The sequence below is a fragment of the Leclercia sp. UBA1284 genome (assembly GCF_002308415.1).
In the GTDB taxonomy this organism is placed as follows: Bacteria; Pseudomonadota; Gammaproteobacteria; order Enterobacterales; family Enterobacteriaceae; genus Enterobacter; species Enterobacter pneumoniae.
In genome coordinates this window covers 488569-503568 of sequence record NZ_DBUS01000006.1, presented here as the reverse complement: position 1 = coordinate 503568, position 15000 = coordinate 488569, and the positions used below count along the sequence as shown (strand labels likewise).

16 protein-coding genes and 1 riboswitch are annotated in these 15000 nt (G+C 57.2%); of the genes, 5 read left to right on the top strand and 11 right to left on the bottom strand.

Annotation, left to right across the window (positions count from 1 at the left end; translation table 11 throughout):
- Positions 1-100: 100 nt before the first annotated feature.
- From B3511_RS05635 to B3511_RS05625, 3 genes are read left to right on the top strand one after another with little or no spacing between them, the layout of a single operon-like run.
- Positions 101-862 (top strand): endonuclease/exonuclease/phosphatase family protein, encoded by a 762-nt coding sequence (locus tag B3511_RS05635; RefSeq protein WP_046886936.1) that lies wholly within the window; start codon positions 101-103, stop codon positions 860-862.
- Entirely contained in the window at positions 859-2100 is a 1242-nt protein-coding gene (gene clsB, locus B3511_RS05630; protein WP_046886937.1) for a cardiolipin synthase ClsB, read from the top strand. The genes B3511_RS05635 and clsB overlap by 4 nt, the downstream gene beginning before the upstream one ends.
- Positions 2100-3065, top strand: a complete 966-nt coding sequence (locus B3511_RS05625) for a lysylphosphatidylglycerol synthase domain-containing protein (RefSeq protein ID WP_046886938.1) — start codon at positions 2100-2102, stop codon at positions 3063-3065. The genes clsB and B3511_RS05625 overlap by 1 nt, the downstream gene beginning before the upstream one ends.
- Positions 3066-3100: 35 nt before the next feature.
- On the opposite strand, the gene B3511_RS05620 is transcribed toward B3511_RS05625, so the two are convergent.
- The 6 genes from B3511_RS05620 to moaA all read right to left on the bottom strand — a co-directional run bounded on the left by B3511_RS05620 (position 3101) and on the right by moaA (position 6567).
- Positions 3101-3808: a Bax inhibitor-1/YccA family protein gene (locus B3511_RS05620; RefSeq protein ID WP_040076479.1), complete on the bottom strand. Its 708-nt coding sequence runs from the start codon at positions 3806-3808 to the stop codon at positions 3101-3103.
- A 56-nt stretch (positions 3809-3864) separates the two neighbouring features.
- Positions 3865-4317 carry a molybdopterin synthase catalytic subunit MoaE gene (gene moaE / locus B3511_RS05615; protein ID WP_207293272.1) on the bottom strand — a complete coding sequence of 151 codons (453 nt, stop codon included), beginning with the start codon at positions 4315-4317 and terminating at the stop codon, positions 3865-3867.
- Position 4318: 1 nt separating this feature from the next.
- Complete coding sequence (gene moaD, locus B3511_RS05610) at positions 4319-4564, bottom strand: molybdopterin synthase sulfur carrier subunit (protein ID WP_207293271.1); 246 nt, start codon at positions 4562-4564, stop codon at positions 4319-4321.
- A complete protein-coding gene (moaC, locus tag B3511_RS05605) occupies positions 4557-5042 on the bottom strand; it encodes a cyclic pyranopterin monophosphate synthase MoaC (RefSeq protein ID WP_046886941.1) in 486 nt (161 codons plus the stop codon). Before moaC ends, moaD begins: the two co-directional genes overlap by 8 nt.
- Before the next feature lie 3 nt (positions 5043-5045).
- Positions 5046-5558 carry a molybdenum cofactor biosynthesis protein B gene (moaB, locus tag B3511_RS05600; protein ID WP_040076483.1) on the bottom strand — a complete coding sequence of 171 codons (513 nt, stop codon included), beginning with the start codon at positions 5556-5558 and terminating at the stop codon, positions 5046-5048.
- Between the two features lie 19 nt (positions 5559-5577).
- On the bottom strand, positions 5578-6567 hold the full coding sequence (gene moaA, locus B3511_RS05595) for a GTP 3',8-cyclase MoaA (RefSeq protein WP_046886942.1): 990 nt from the start codon (positions 6565-6567) through the stop codon (positions 5578-5580).
- Positions 6555-6691, bottom strand: a riboswitch (molybdenum cofactor riboswitch). It overlaps the preceding gene by 13 nt.
- 225 nt (positions 6692-6916) lie before the next feature.
- On the opposite strand from moaA, the gene yvcK reads away from it, so the two are divergent.
- Positions 6917-7825, top strand: coding sequence for a uridine diphosphate-N-acetylglucosamine-binding protein YvcK (yvcK, locus tag B3511_RS05590; protein ID WP_286777713.1), 909 nt, complete (start codon positions 6917-6919; stop codon positions 7823-7825).
- Between the two features lie 50 nt (positions 7826-7875).
- Here the strand turns inward: yvcK and uvrB are convergent, their stop codons facing one another.
- Complete coding sequence (gene uvrB, locus B3511_RS05585) at positions 7876-9894, bottom strand: excinuclease ABC subunit UvrB (RefSeq protein WP_040076486.1); 2019 nt, start codon at positions 9892-9894, stop codon at positions 7876-7878.
- A gap of 748 nt (positions 9895-10642) precedes the next feature.
- Between uvrB and B3511_RS05580 the strand changes: the two genes are divergently transcribed.
- Complete coding sequence (locus B3511_RS05580) at positions 10643-11359, top strand: ABC transporter ATP-binding protein (protein WP_286777712.1); 717 nt, start codon at positions 10643-10645, stop codon at positions 11357-11359.
- Here B3511_RS05580 and bioD read toward each other — a convergent pair.
- The 4 genes from bioD to bioB are packed head-to-tail and all read right to left on the bottom strand — an operon-like array spanning position 11307 to position 14949.
- Positions 11307-12023 carry a dethiobiotin synthase gene (gene bioD, locus B3511_RS05575; RefSeq protein ID WP_286777711.1) on the bottom strand — a complete coding sequence of 239 codons (717 nt, stop codon included), beginning with the start codon at positions 12021-12023 and terminating at the stop codon, positions 11307-11309. The two genes, B3511_RS05580 and bioD, sit on opposite strands and share 53 nt — an antisense overlap.
- Entirely contained in the window at positions 12016-12771 is a 756-nt protein-coding gene (gene bioC / locus B3511_RS05570; protein ID WP_286777710.1) for a malonyl-ACP O-methyltransferase BioC, read from the bottom strand. Before bioC ends, bioD begins: the two co-directional genes overlap by 8 nt.
- Positions 12755-13912 carry an 8-amino-7-oxononanoate synthase gene (gene bioF, locus B3511_RS05565; RefSeq protein WP_286777709.1) on the bottom strand — a complete coding sequence of 386 codons (1158 nt, stop codon included), beginning with the start codon at positions 13910-13912 and terminating at the stop codon, positions 12755-12757. Before bioF ends, bioC begins: the two co-directional genes overlap by 17 nt.
- Complete coding sequence (gene bioB / locus B3511_RS05560; RefSeq protein ID WP_040076491.1) at positions 13909-14949, bottom strand: biotin synthase BioB; 1041 nt, start codon at positions 14947-14949, stop codon at positions 13909-13911. Before bioB ends, bioF begins: the two co-directional genes overlap by 4 nt.
- Between the last annotated feature and the right edge of the window lie 51 nt (positions 14950-15000).

Below are 15000 nucleotides of genomic sequence, written 5' to 3'. Positions count from 1 at the left end.
TCAGACTACCGCACTTTACGGAAAATTCCGTAACCCAGCATCTTTTTGTGACGACGACTACACTTTATTTTCATCAGGATAGTAACGCCGGAGGGAGCTTATGAGCCAACAAAGCCGCCATTTTTCGCTAAAAGTGTTGACGATCAACATCCATAAAGGCTTTACGGCATTTAACCGCCGCTTTATTTTGCCGGAGCTACGCGACGCGGTTCGCACCGTCAGCGCGGATATCGTCTGCCTGCAGGAGGTGATGGGGGCGCACGAAGTGCATCCGCTGCACGTGGAGAACTGGCCCGATACCAGCCACTATGAGTTTCTTGCCGATACCATGTGGAGCGACTATGCCTACGGGCGCAACGCGGTCTACCCCGAAGGGCACCATGGCAATGCGGTGCTTTCACGCTATCCTATTGAACATTACGAAAACCATGACGTTTCGGTGGGCGAGAGCGAAAAGCGCGGGCTGCTCTATTGCCGTATCGCCCTGCCGGAATTCGACGCCCCCCTGCACGTGGCCTCTGTCCATCTGGGGCTACGAGAGGCGCACCGCCGGGCGCAGCTGGATATGATGTCCACCTGGGTCAATGGCCTGCCGGAGGGCGATCCGGTGGTGGTGGCCGGGGATTTTAATGACTGGCGCCAGCGGGCTAACCATCCGTTGAAAGCCCGGGCGGGATTAGATGAGATTTTTACCCGCGCCCACGGTCGACCAGCACGGACTTTTCCCGTTAGCTTTCCGCTGCTGCGTCTCGACCGTATTTATGTGAAAAATGCCCATGCCAGCGCCCCTACCGCGCTGGCGCTGAGAAACTGGCGTCACCTGTCCGACCATGCCCCTTTGAGTGCGGAGATCCATTTATGAAATGCTCATGGCAAGAGGGTAACCGGATACGGCTTCTGGAAAACGGAGATAACTTCTATCCCGCCGTTTTTGCTGCCATTGGCAAAGCGGAACGCAGAGTTATTCTCGAAACCTTTATCTGGTTTGAAGATGGCGTAGGCCGCCAGCTGCATGCGGCAGTGCTCGGTGCGGCTCAGCGCGGTGTACAGATTGAAGTCCTGCTGGACGGCTACGGCTCACCCGATTTAAGCGATGATTTTGTCGGTGAGCTGACCGCGGCCGGCGTGGTGTTCCGATATTACGATCCACGCCCTCCCCTGCTGGGCATGCGTACCAACGTCTTTCGCCGTATGCACCGCAAAATTGTGGTCATTGATGACCGCATCGCCTTTGTCGGCGGCATTAACTACTCCGATGAACATATGTCGGACTACGGCCCGGAAGCCAAGCAGGATTACGCGATAGAGGTGGAAGGCCCGGTGGTGCAGGACATCCTACAGTTTGAGCTGGAAAACTTGCCCGGCAACGCCGCCGCCCGCCGGTGGTGGAAGCGCCGCCACCGCCCGGAAGAGAACACCAAACCCGGTGAGGCTCAGGCGCTGTTCGTCTGGCGTGACAACGAAGAACACCGGGATGATATTGAGCGCCACTATCTGAAGATGCTGGCTAACGCCCGTCGGGAAGTGATCATTGCCAATGCCTATTTCTTCCCGGGCTATCGGCTGCTGCACGCTATGCGTAACGCAGCACGGCGTGGGGTTCGGGTGAAGCTTATCGTTCAGGGCGAGCCTGATATGCCGATTGTCACCGTAGGCGCGCGTCTGCTGTATCACTATCTGGTGAAAGGCGGCGTACAGATCTACGAATATCGCCGCCGTCCGCTGCATGGCAAAGTGGCGGTGATGGACGATCACTGGGCGACCGTGGGCTCCAGTAATCTCGACCCCCTTAGCCTCTCCCTGAATCTCGAGGCTAACCTGATTATTCACGATCGCGAGTTTAACCATACGTTGCGTGAAAACCTGAACACCATTATTGAAAAGGATTGCGTACGCGTGGATGAGTCGATGGTGCCGAAACGCACCTGGTGGAACCTGACAAAAAGCGTGGTGGTGTTCCACTTCCTGCGTCATTTCCCGGCGCTGGTTGGCTGGCTGCCCGCACATACGCCCAAGCTGGCGCAGGTTGACCCGCCAGTGCAACCCGAGATGGAGACGCAGGATCGTGTCGAAGCTGAAAATACGGGGGCGAAACCCTGATGAGTAAAAAACATTCCCGCTGGCGGGTGGCCAAAAAAATTCTCACCGGGCTCTTTTTCATCGCCGTAGCGGTGCTGCTGGTGATTTACGCGCAGAAAGTGGACTGGGAGGACGTGGGCAAAGTTATCCGCGACTATAACCCGTGGATCCTGGCGAGCGCTTTTGGTCTTGTGATAGTGAGCTACCTGATTTATGGCTGCTATGACTTACTGGGGCGGGCCTATTGTGGTCACAAACTGGCAAAGCGGCAGGTGATGCTGGTGTCGTTTATCTGCTATGCCTTTAACCTGACCCTGAGCACCTGGGTGGGCGGCATCGGTATGCGTTATCGCCTCTATTCCCGTCTCGGCCTGCCCGGCAGCACCATCACCCGCATCTTTTCTCTGAGTATCACCACCAACTGGCTGGGCTATATCCTGCTGGGCGGGGTGATCTTTACCGCAGGCGTGGTGCAGCTGCCCGACCACTGGTATATCGACCAGGGTACGCTACGGATTATTGGCATTGTGCTGCTGGCGATGATTGCGTTCTATCTCTGGGCCTGCGCCTTTGCTAAACGCCGTCATATGACCATTAAGGGCCAGAAGCTGGTACTGCCGTCGTGGAAGTTTGCGCTGGCGCAGATGGCCATCTCGGCGGCAAACTGGATGGCGATGGGAGTCATCATCTGGATGCTGATCGGCGAAGATGTGAATTACTTCTTCGTGCTTGGGGTTCTGCTGGTGAGCAGCATCGCCGGGGTCATCGTCCATATTCCTGCCGGGATCGGGGTCCTGGAAGCCGTATTTATTGCCCTGCTGGCCGGGGAACATGTGTCGCACGGCAAGATAATTGCCGCCCTGCTGGCGTACCGCGTACTCTATTACTTCCTGCCGCTGGCGCTGGCGACGGTGGGGTATCTGATTCTGGAAGGTCGGGCGAAGAAGCTGCGGGCGAAAAACGAAGAGGCGATGCAGAAACAGTGATAATGGCCCGGCGAAGGGTTCGCCGGGCCTGAGCGTTAACGGCGGTTGCCGAAAATACGCAGCAGCATCAGGAACAGGTTGATGAAGTCCAGATAGAGGGTCAACGCCCCCAGAATGGCGTATTTACGCAGGTTGCTACTGTCACGCACATCCATCTGCTCGCCGATGTTTTTCAGCTTCTGAGTGTCGTAAGCCGTCAGCCCGACAAAGACAATCACCCCGATATAGGTCACCGCCCACATCAACGCCTCGCTCTTCAGCCAGAAGTTCACCAGCGAAGCCAACACGATACCAATCAGCGCCATAAACAGCATATTGCCGAAGCCGCTCAGGTCACGTTTGGTGGTGTAACCATACAGACTCATGGCACCAAACATCCCACCGGCCACCACAAAGGTGCTGGCGATAGATGAGTAGGTATAGACGAGGAAGATGCTGGAGAGCGTGAGCCCCGTCAGCGCCGAATAGAGCATAAATAGCGTTGTTGCCATTCCGGCGCTGAGCTTATGCACCAGGCCTGAGAGCACAAATACCAGCCCCAGCTGCGCAATGATCAGCCCAAAGAAGGTGACTTTGCTTGAGAAGATAAACATCATCAACTCAGGCGTATTCGCCGCATACCAGGCGATAAACGCGGTCAGCAGCAGCCCGACCGTCATCCAGCCGTACACCTGCGCCATATAGGTCTGCAGCCCGCTGCGGGTCTGCTGAACTATCGAATCGGAACGCGGAAATCGATCCATGACTCACTCCTGTTAAGAAAACATACTCATAAGCCTAACACATCCCGGCAATCCGGCTACCAGCGATGGGCTGCGGCTTTATCGCTATCGCGTGACTCGACCCAGCGCTCACCTTCCGGCGTGGCTTCGCGTTTCCAGAAGGGGGCGCGCGTTTTCAAATAATCCATAATAAACTCGCCCGCGTCGAAGGCGCTGCCGCGATGAACGCTGGTGACGCCGACAAAGACAATCTCTTCGCCCGGCCACATCTCACCAATGCGATGGATGACAGTGACGCGCCCTAATGCCCAGCGTTCGCGCGCACCGGCAACGATTTCCGTCAGCGCTTTCTCGGTCATCCCCGGGTAGTGTTCCAGCGTGAGCGCTTTAACGCTGTCGCCCAGGTTGTGGTTACGCACTTTACCGGTAAAGGTCACCACCGCGCCGTCTTCGTCGCGCTCGGCCAGCCAGCGGTACTCTTCACCCACGTTAAAGGGCGCGGTCTGCACGCGGATGCAGGTTTCACTCATGTTAGCCTCCGGTGACCGGCGGGAAGAAGGCGACTTCGTCACCGGCACGGACGGGATGGTTAAATTCAACGAGGGTCTGGTTGACCGCCGCCAGCAGTTTGCCGGGCTCCAGCGCCAGCGCCCAACGGTCACCCTGCCCCGCCAGGTGCGCACGCAGCGCTTCAACATCGTCGAAGGTGGCATCCAGCGTCAGGCTGTCGGTATTAACCAGCTCGCGCACCTGCGCAAAAAACAGAATTTTAATCATTGCTTTCCACCCTGAAATCCCCCGATTTACCGCCGCTCTTCGCTAACAGGCGCACCGGGCCAATTACCATATCTTTCTGGACCGCTTTGCACATGTCATAGATGGTCAGCGCCGCAACCGAGGCGGCGGTGAGAGCTTCCATCTCAACGCCGGTTTTACCCGTCAGACGGCACAGCGACTCAATACGCACCCGGCTCTGTTCCGGCTGGGCCTGCAGATTCACTTCGACTTTGCTTAACATCAACGGATGACAAAGCGGAATTAACTCCCAGGTACGTTTAGCGGCCTGAATGCCTGCGATACGCGCCGTGGCAAAGACGTCGCCTTTGTGGTGGCTGCCATCAATAATCATCGCCAGAGTCTCTGGCAACATGGTGACGAAGGCTTCTGCGCGCGCTTCGCGTACGGTTTCCGCTTTGGCGGAGACATCCACCATATGGGCTTCGCCCGCGGCGTTAATATGGGTCAGTTGCGACATAGCTTACTTCTTAAGATGAGGATGGAAATTGCACGGGCGCGTACGGGCATCAAGCTGCGGAGCGATAATGTTCTCCCACGCGGTACGACAGGCTTTCGTGGAGCCCGGCATAGCAAAAATCAGGGTGTTATTGGCGATGCCAGCCACTGCGCGCGACTGCAGCGTGGAGGTGCCGATCTCTTCAAAGGAGAGCATACGGAACACCTCGCCAAAACCTTCGACTTCGCGATCGAAGAGCGGGAGCAGCGCTTCCGGTGCCTGGTCCCCGGCCGTAAAACCGGTGCCACCGGTGATCAGTACCACCTGCACATTTTCGCTGGCAATCCACTGAGAGACCTGCGCACGTATGGCGTAGCGATTCTCTTTAACAATGGCCTTATCGACAATCTGATGGCCCGCATCATGCGCCGCCTCGCGCAGCCAGTGACCAGAGGTGTCATCCTCTTCGCCGCGGCGTTCAGAGACGGTAAGAATGGCTATCCGCGTCGGGATAAATTCGGCGTTAACCTGGCTCATGTTCTGCTTCCTTATGCGCTTATCCGCCAATATAAGAGAGGTTCTGGGTGATTCCGGTATTGCCCTGATGCAGGAAGTGGGTCTGTTTTTTGTGCGTCAATGCCTCGGAGATACGCGCTTCAAGCGCCTGCTGTTGTGCATCCTCGGCAAGCAAATCGCGCAGATCCACGCCGCCATCGCCAAACAGACAGAGATGCAGTTTACCCACCGACGAAACGCGCAGGCGGTTACAACTGGCACAGAAATCTTTCTCATAAGGCATGATCAGCCCAATTTCGCCTTCGTAATCAGGATGGCAAAAGACTTGCGCCGGGCCGTCGCTGCGCTGACGAATCTGATGGATCCAGCCACGTTTGAGCAGCGCATCGCGCAGCACCATGCCAGAGATATGATGACGGCGGAACAGCTCGCTACCTTCACCGGTCTCCATTAACTCGATAAAACGCAACTGAATGCGACGCGGTTTGATCCACGCCAGGAAGGTGTCGAGCTGATGATGATTCACATCGCGCATGAGCACGGTGTTGACTTTAACCTTGTCGAAACCCGCCTCAAAGGCGGCATCGATCCCCTCCATCACCTGCTGAAACTTGTCCTGCCCGGTGATGGCGTGGAACTGACGGGCATCGAGGCTATCGACGCTAACGTTAATTGCCGTCAGGCCCGCATCGCGCCACTGGGCGACGTCGCGTGCAAGACGGTATCCGTTGGTCGTGACCGCAATCTGACGAATGGCGTCGTTTTCACGCACGGCGGCAATAATATCGACAAAATCACGGCGCAGTGAGGGCTCTCCTCCCGTAAGGCGAACCTTTTCGGTGCCCATTGCAGCAAAGGCGCGCGTCACGCGGCGCACTTCATCCACGGAGAGAAAGCCGTTATTGGTTACGCTACCCGGTTTGTAACCCTCGGGCAGGCAATAGGTGCAACGAAAGTTGCACACATCGGTAATCGACAAACGTAAGTAATAAAACTTACGCGCGAAAGCATCGGTAAGTTGTGAAGCCATGTACACCTTTCCAAATATGGGAGGCACAGTCATTTCTTTCTGTACCCTGGTGGCGGAACCGCCACGGCCAGAACGCCATATCATTGTGGACACAGGCGTTAAGGCTAGAGTGTATGTTTTCAGTAATGAAAACGTGGTTAAGCCGATAGTAGCGCGTTAAAGCGGAATTCGCCATCCCGCGCTTTCGCTATATAAATTTATATATAACGCGCTTATCGTCTATTTTCGCTACAGAATACGCAAATACCCTATTTTTGCATTGATGTACGTCATTTTGCCTCCGGACGGGCATCGTCTTTTAGGGGTAGTTAGGTTACTGTTAGCGGGTTCGTAATTTGAAGGAATGTTTATGCGCAACCGCACTTTTGCCGACCTCGATCGCGTGGTGGCCCTCGGTGGAGGGCACGGCCTGGGACGAGTGATGTCATCTCTGTCATCTCTTGGCTCGCGCCTGACAGGGATTGTAACAACCACTGATAACGGGGGCTCAACGGGTCGAATTCGCCGCGCAGAAGGGGGGATCGCCTGGGGCGATATGCGTAATTGCTTAAACCAGTTAATTACCGAACCCAGCGTCGCCTCGGCCATGTTTGAGTACCGTTTTGGCGGTAATGGCGAGCTTTCGGGTCATAACCTCGGAAATCTCATGTTAAAGGCGCTGGACCACCTCAGCGTCAGGCCTCTGGAGGCGATCAATCTCATTCGCAACCTGCTTAAAGTGGATGCGTTTTTGATTCCGATGTCCGAATTGCCGGTCGATCTGATGGCTATTGATGCCGACGGCCACGAAGTCTATGGCGAAGTGAATATTGATCAGCTCACCGTAGCGCCAAAAGAGCTGATGATCTACCCCAGCGTGCCTGCCACCCGCGAAGCGGTAGAAGCGATAGGCGAAGCAGATTTGATACTGATTGGCCCCGGCAGCTTTTATACCAGCCTGATGCCGCTGCTGTTGATTAACGAGCTGGCGCAGGCGCTACGCCGTACACCGGCACCGGTGGTCTATATCGGTAACCTGGGGCGCGAACTCAGCCCGGCCGCGGCCAGCTTAACGCTGGCGAACAAATTGCAGCTGATGGAGGAGCGGGTCGGTAAGAAAATTATCGATGCGGTGGTCGTGGGGCCCAAAGTGGATACTTCAGGAATGGAGGGACGCGTGGTGATCCAGGAGCCGCTGGAGGCCAGCGATATCAAATATCGTCACGATCGACATCTGCTGCGGGTCGCGCTGGAAAGCGCTATTCAGGCATTGGGCTGAATGACCTTTTGACCGGTTCCCTCACCTCCCGACGAGGGAACCGACGTTAATCACGACGCCGCAATAAACAACTCTCGCAACTGATGCAGCTGATCGCGGATCTGCGCCGCCTCTTCGAACTCGAGGTTCTGCGCATGCTGCATCATCAGTCCTTCCAGTTCGTGTATTTTCTGCTGCAACGCTTTTGGCGTCAGTGGCGCGGAATCGTCTTCCACTATGACCGGGCGCGCTTTACCGCGGCCTTTGGCTTTGGTCTTGGCGATGTTCTGACCCAGCGCCAGAATATCCACCACTTTCTTGTTCAGACCCTGTGGCGTGATGCCGTGCTCTTCGTTGAACTGCTGCTGCTTTTCACGACGACGCTCGGTCTCACCAATCGCTTTCGCCATCGACGGGGTGATTTTATCGCCGTAGAGGATCGCCTTACCGTTCACGTTACGTGCGGCGCGGCCAATGGTCTGAATCAGTGAACGTTCAGAGCGCAGGAAGCCCTCTTTGTCAGCGTCCAGAATCGCGACCAGCGACACCTCAGGCATGTCCAGCCCTTCTCGCAGTAAGTTGATGCCCACCAGCACGTCAAACTCGCCCAGACGCAGGTCGCGGATAATTTCCATACGCTCGACGGTATCGATATCAGAGTGCAGATAACGCACCTTTTCGCCATGCTCTTCCAGGTATTCGGTCAGATCTTCCGCCATGCGCTTGGTGAGGGTCGTCACCAGCACGCGCTCGTTGATAGCCGCACGGGCGCGGATCTCAGAGAGCAGATCGTCAACCTGCGTCGCCACCGGTCGCACCTCGATGATCGGATCAAGCAGACCGGTCGGACGCACAACCTGATCCACTACGTCGCCGCCCGATTTTTCGAGCTCGTAGTTGCCCGGCGTGGCCGAAACGTAGATGGTTTGCGGTGCCAGCGCCTCGAACTCTTCAAATTTCATTGGGCGGTTGTCCAGCGCGGAAGGCAGGCGGAAGCCATACTCCACCAGCGTCTCTTTACGCGCCCGGTCACCGCGATACATGCCGCCGATTTGCGGAATGGTTACGTGGGATTCATCCACCACCAGCAGGCCATCCGCCGGCAGGTAGTCAAACAGGGTTGGCGGCGCCTCGCCCGGCCCGCGCCCGGAGAGGTAACGGGAGTAGTTTTCGATGCCGGAGCAGTAGCCCAGCTCGTTCATCATCTCCAGATCAAACTGGGTGCGCTGGCTCAGACGCTGCTCTTCCAGCAATTTATTGTTGGCCAGCAGCACCTTACGGCGATCGCCCAGCTCGACTTTAATCTCTTCCATCGCCTGTACGATACGCTCGCGTGGGGTCACGTAGTGGGTCTTTGGATAGATGGTGTAACGCTGAATCACCGACTCCACATGGCCGGTAAGCGGGTCGAACAGCGACAGCCGCTCTACCTCTTCATCAAACAGTTCCACGCGCAGGGCGATATCGTCGGACTCGGCGGGGAAGATATCAATCACCTCGCCGCGCACGCGGAATGTACCGCGCTGGAAGGCCTGATCGTTACGGGTGTACTGCAGCTCGGCCAGACGGCGCAAAATGGCGCGCTGATCGATAATCATGCCCACCGTCAGGTGCAGCATCATTTTCAGGTAGAGATCCGGGTCGCCCAGACCGTAAATCGCCGATACCGAAGCCACCACCACCACATCGCGACGCTCAAGCAGCGCTTTGGTGGCAGAGAGTCGCATCTGCTCAATATGTTCGTTTACCGAGGCATCTTTCTCGATAAAGGTGTCCGAACTCGGGACATAGGCCTCAGGCTGATAGTAGTCGTAGTAAGAGACGAAATACTCAACTGCATTTTCAGGAAAGAACTCTTTCATCTCGCCGTACAGCTGCGCCGCCAGGGTTTTATTTGGCGCCAGCACCATGGTCGGACGTTGCAGGTCGGCAATGACGTTGGCAACGGTAAAGGTTTTACCCGAGCCGGTTACCCCCAGCAACGTCTGATGCGCGAGACCATCCTCCAGCCCCTCTTTCAAACGGCGAATCGCTTCTGGCTGATCGCCAGAAGGACGGAAAGCGGAATTCAGTTTGAACGGTTTACTCATTAACGACGACCTGATGATCAATTATACGGCAGGTGAGTAATTTTACTCGCGATACGGTTTTTTGCCAGTAAATTATACTGGATGAAAAACCAGTAACGTGATTGACCGTTTCTGTTACCGCCTACTCTTTAACCGGTTTACTGCGCAAAATTTCGCCTGCAACCCGCCAGAATGCGGAACTTTTTCGGTTATCCCCAAAACTTTTCCTTTTTTAACATTTGTCAAGACGAGCCCACATACTTTTGTCATTAACCATGACACTTTATTGACAGACATTGCTTTTATATAACTTACTGATAATCAATAAATATTAAGAAAAGACGGGTTTCGCAGCAATTCAGGCGCAGGCCGCGTATTCTCTCGCTTACCTCACGTTTTCTAACTCTAATGCACAAGGTTATCCACAGGAATAGTGGATAACTCATTCCAGCCCGTAGCCGCCGCCGCTCTGCTAATTCCCGGTTTTTTAACCCAACGCGGCAAGAAATTTTTTTTATCGCTAAATTTTGGTGATCCTCAGCGAAAAAAGGCAGAGCAAATTGGTGGGATCTTGCTCACACTCCCGGCAGAAAGGCGCTGCACCATTACTCTTCATGGCTGGCACTGCGGCAGTGCAATCTTCTGCGATTGAGGGAGAAACTTTGCGGCGGGTTCCGAAAAAACGGTGTTTTTTGCCCTCTCCTGACTCTGTGGCAAGGGTTTTGCAGTACATGTCAGGTCATCGTCGCCAGCCTAAGGAGAAATCACGATGTTGAGCCTGCGAGCCGTTAACCAGTACTACGGGAATCAGCATACGCTATGGAATGTCGATCTCGACCTGCCACCCGGCGTGTGTACCGGTATCGTCGGCCTGCCCGGCATGGGGAAAACCACGCTGATCCACTGTATTGCGGGTTTGCTGCCCGTCGCCAGCGGCAGCATGGTGTGGCATGAGGCGGGCGCCCCTCCCTACAATCTGTTAGGCGTAGCGGCGCAGACGCGCCATCAGCTAGGCATTGGCTATGTGCCGCAAGAGCGGCGCATCTTTTCACAGCTGACGGTAGAGGAGAACTTACAGGTCGCGCGGATGGCAAAGGGAGACATGGGCGGCACCATGAATGGCGAGATCTACGACCTCTTCCCGGAACTCTACCCTTTGCGCCAGTTACGCGCGTCAGGTATCGGTGAGGCAGAGCAGTATCAGCTGGCGCTGGCGAATACGCTGGTGACCCGTCCCCGGCTGCTGATCCTGGATGAACCCAGCCGCGGGCCGGGGCAGTCGTTCGCCGTGAAGCTGGCGCAATTGCTAGTGCGGCTTAACCGGGAGTTAGGACTATCGGTTTTACTGGCAGAACAGCAGCTGTCGCTGATCCGCCGGGTCGCGGATCGCTTTTGTTTACTCTACCGCGGGCGCAACGTTGCCCAGGGACGCGTTAGCGAGCTGGACGATCCCCTGCTGGCCCACTGGATGGCGTCAGCGCGCTAAGGGAGAGATGGCGCCCCACCTCTGCCGTATCGCCGTGCTCACCCAGCCAGGGGATCTCGCCCAGCAGCGGTGCGGGGATGAGCCGGGTCAACGACGCCATATACTCCGCGTGGCGTTTACCCGGCGGTACGACATCGTTGGCCACCCAGCCCGCCAGCCGGAGTCCGGCCTGCTCTACCGCCTTCGCGGTCAGCATGGCGTGGTTAATACAGCCCAGTTTCACCCCTACCACCAGGATCACCGGCAGCTGCTCAGTCACTACCCAGTCGGCAAAAGTCTGTGTCTCTGAGAGTGGCGTGAACCACCCCCCTGCCCCCTCTACCAGCACCCAGTTGGCCTGCTGTTCAAGGGTACGCAAGCCGGCAGAGAGGATCGAAAAATCGATGGGGCGCCCTTCGTCAGCGCTGACGATGTGCGGGGAAGTCGGCTCCGCAAAGGTGTAAGGATTCACCCGATCGTAGGGCAGCGCCACGCTGCTGTTGTGCTGTAATGCCAGCGCATCGCTGTTACGAAGCCCCTCTGCGGTCATCTCGCTGCCCGACGCAACCGGTTTGTAACCTGCCGTACGGTACCCCAGGGCGGAAGCTGCCTGTAACAGCGCGGTGCTGGCAACGGTTTTGCCTACCTCAGTGTCGGTGCCGGTGACGAAAAAGCGGTTAATCACGTTCGATAATTCCATGAAAGAGTTGATAAGTTAGCGGAAATTTTCCGTTCTGCTGCGGCCAGGCCAGCGCTAACTGCTGTAACGCTCTACGGGTCAGCAGTTTACCGGCACGCCCTTCGTGCAAATGGGTGGCTCCAATTCCCTTCAGGGAGCGCATCGCCTGCAGGGCATCATCAAACGGCAAAGTGACCGTCTGACGCTTTACCCGGCAACGCCAGCCATAGAGGACTTCTGTGAGCTGCTGCGCCGTTAAAAAGCGGTTAGCGTGGGCGCGGTCATCTATCGCTCGCCAGGCCTGATTCAGCTCCGGCAGGGAGTCGTTCAGAAGTGTGGTAAATGCCACCTGCCCTCCAGGACGCGTCACCCGGTAGAGCTCGGCGAGCGCCTGCGGCAGGCTGGCGCACCACTGTACCGCCAGGTGGCTCCAGACCAGATCGAAACCGGCATCCGCTAGTGGGATAGCCTCGATATCCCCCAGCAGGTAGGCGTCTGCGGCCTCGTTGCTGCGGGCCTGTTCAAGCATCGGTGCGCTGAGATCCATCGCCGTCACGTGGCTGCCCCGACTGCGCCAAACGCGGCTATTCCCGCCCGGACCGCAGCCTGCATCCAGCACCCGGCTGGGGGCGATGTCCCCCAACAGGGCAAGCAGCCCCTGCGCGCTGTGTCGCTGCAGCGCGTCATGGTTAGCATAGCTCTGGGCTGCGCGGCCAAAGGCAGCGGCAATCGCCTGTTTATTCACTTGCGGCATGGAGCGCCTCCAGAAGCGTCGTGATATCTGCCGCTTTATGAGCGGCGGTGAGGGTCAGGCGCAAACGCGCCGTGCCCGCAGGCACCGTAGGCGGTCGGATCGCCGTTACCCAAATGCCCTGGCTTCTGAGCTGCTGCGCCAGATTCAGCGCCCGGCCATTCTCGCCGACAATCAGCGGTTGAATGGCACTGTGCGAGTGGGTCACCTGCAGCGGCAAACCCTTCACACCACGGCGGAACTGTTGAATATGCTGTGCCAGTTTTTGTCGCCGGGCATCGCCCTCTTCACCCCGAATGAGGTTAAACGCCGTCAGCAGCGCGACCGCCTGGGCAGGCGGCATGCTGGTGCTGTAGATGAGATGACGTGCAAACTGCAGCAGATAATCGGCAACTTCTTCGCTGCACAGCACCGCCGCGCCGCTGACGCCCACCCCTTTACCAAAGGTGACGACCAGCAGGTCCGGTTTGACCTGCTGACAAGCCGCGCTGCCCCGCCCTTCCGGGCCGGTGATGCCGATCCCATGGGCATCGTCCACCAGCAGCCAGCCCTGCCTCTGCCAGGTAGCTGAGGCCAGCGCCGCTAAGGGCGCGCTGTCGCCATCCATGCTGAAAATCCCCTCGGTCACAACCAGTTGTTGGCCGGGGCAGGGTTTATCCAGCAATTCGGCCAGCTGCGCAGGATCGTTGTGCGCAAAGCGGCGTAACTGCGCCGGGCTGAGGCTGGCCGCCTCCAGCAGCGAAGCATGGCTCAGACGATCGGCCAGGATCCGATCCGCTTTGCCCGGCAGAGCCGCAATGAGAGCCTGATTCGCCGCAAAGCCCGAGATAAACAGCAGCGCACGTGGATAGCCTAACCAGCCGGCCAGATGTTCTTCCAGTGCCTGATGCGCACGGGTATAGCCGCTGACATGGCCCGAGCCGCCGCTCCCGACACCGTACTGCTCAGCCCCCTGCTGCCAGGCACGAATAACCTCAGGATGTTGGCTCAGCCCAAGGTAGTCATTGCTGGAGAAATTGCAGTAGCGCTGCTGGTCGCGGGTGAGAAAACGGCCCGCGCCGTTCTCTACTACCGTGCGTACGCGCAGCGCGTCTGCCGCCCGGCGTGCGTCCAGGGCGGCGGTGATCCGTTGCTGCCAGGTCATACCGTTGCCGCGTTGTAGAACTGTTCAGTGTCGGCGTTGAAAAGTTGCTGCTCCAGTTGATGCTGTTGCTCAATATCACCCGTGGCTACCGCGGTCTGCTGCGGATTGAGCCCCAGCTTACGGAACAGCTGAACGTCTTTGTCCTCTTCCGGGTTCGGGGTGGTCAGCAGCTTGCAGCCGTAGAAGATGGAGTTCGCCCCGGCCATAAAACACATCGCCTGGGTCTGTTCGTTCATCTGCTCGCGACCGGCGGACAGACGTACCCAGGAGGTCGGCATCATCACGCGCGCCACGGCAATAGTGCGAATAAAATCGAACGCATCGACGTCATCGTTATCGGCCAGCGGGGTGCCCTTTACCTTCACCAGCATGTTGATAGGCACGCTCTCTGGCGGCGTCGGTAAGTTGGCCAGCTGCAGCAGCAGACCTGCACGATCTTTCACCGTTTCGCCTAAACCGACGATCCCGCCCGAGCAGACTTTGATGCCCGCATCGCGCACCTTGTCGAGGGTGTCGAGACGCTCCTGATAGGTGCGGGTGGTGATGATATTGCCGTAAAACTCCGGGGAGGTGTCGAGGTTGTGGTTGTAGTAATCCAGCCCCGCCGCGCTCAGGCGCTGAGCCTGGGTTTCGTTCAGCGTACCCAGCGTCATACAGGCCTCCATCCCCATCGCCTTCACGCCTTGTACCATCTGCTCCAGATAGGGCATATCGCGATCGTGAGGGTTCTTCCAGGCAGCCCCCATGCAGAAGCGGGTGGAGCCTGCGTTTTTCGCCTGACGGGCTGACTCCAGCACCTGTTCAACTTCCATCAGACGTTCAGATTCCAGGCCAGTTTTGTAGCGCGCACTTTGCGGGCAGTATTTGCAATCTTCCGGGCAGGCGCCGGTTTTAATCGACAGCAAGGTGCTGACCTGCACCTGCTGCGGATCGAAGTGCTGACGATGAATTTGCTGGGCTTCAAACAGCAGTTCAAGGAGGGGTTTTTCAAATAATGCAGTAACTTGCGACATCGTCCAGCGTGTCTGGTGAGCCATGGGGCATCTCCAAAAGGGGTTTAGTTCAGGGTGGGTTCGGTTTATACTTGT

Bases quoted from the DNA above. Each gene is read 5' to 3' on its own strand.
- B3511_RS05635 (WP_046886936.1), top strand. From the start codon at position 101: ATGAGCCAACAAAGCCGCCATTTTTCGCTAAAAGTGTTGACGATCAAC.
- clsB (WP_046886937.1), top strand. From the start codon at position 859: ATGAAATGCTCATGGCAAGAGGGTAACCGGATACGGCTTCTGGAAAAC.
- B3511_RS05625 (WP_046886938.1), top strand. From the start codon at position 2,100: ATGAGTAAAAAACATTCCCGCTGGCGGGTGGCCAAAAAAATTCTCACC.
- B3511_RS05620 (WP_040076479.1), bottom strand. From the start codon at position 3,808: ATGGATCGATTTCCGCGTTCCGATTCGATAGTTCAGCAGACCCGCAGC.
- moaE (WP_207293272.1), bottom strand. From the start codon at position 4,317: ATGAGTGAAACCTGCATCCGCGTGCAGACCGCGCCCTTTAACGTGGGT.
- moaD (WP_207293271.1), bottom strand. From the start codon at position 4,564: ATGATTAAAATTCTGTTTTTTGCGCAGGTGCGCGAGCTGGTTAATACC.
- moaC (WP_046886941.1), bottom strand. From the start codon at position 5,042: ATGTCGCAACTGACCCATATTAACGCCGCGGGCGAAGCCCATATGGTG.
- moaB (WP_040076483.1), bottom strand. From the start codon at position 5,558: ATGAGCCAGGTTAACGCCGAATTTATCCCGACGCGGATAGCCATTCTT.
- moaA (WP_046886942.1), bottom strand. From the start codon at position 6,567: ATGGCTTCACAACTTACCGATGCTTTCGCGCGTAAGTTTTATTACTTA.
- yvcK (WP_286777713.1), top strand. From the start codon at position 6,917: ATGCGCAACCGCACTTTTGCCGACCTCGATCGCGTGGTGGCCCTCGGT.
- uvrB (WP_040076486.1), bottom strand. From the start codon at position 9,894: ATGAGTAAACCGTTCAAACTGAATTCCGCTTTCCGTCCTTCTGGCGAT.
- B3511_RS05580 (WP_286777712.1), top strand. From the start codon at position 10,643: ATGTTGAGCCTGCGAGCCGTTAACCAGTACTACGGGAATCAGCATACG.
- bioC (WP_286777710.1), bottom strand. From the start codon at position 12,771: ATGCCGCAAGTGAATAAACAGGCGATTGCCGCTGCCTTTGGCCGCGCA.
- bioF (WP_286777709.1), bottom strand. From the start codon at position 13,912: ATGACCTGGCAGCAACGGATCACCGCCGCCCTGGACGCACGCCGGGCG.
- bioB (WP_040076491.1), bottom strand. From the start codon at position 14,949: ATGGCTCACCAGACACGCTGGACGATGTCGCAAGTTACTGCATTATTT.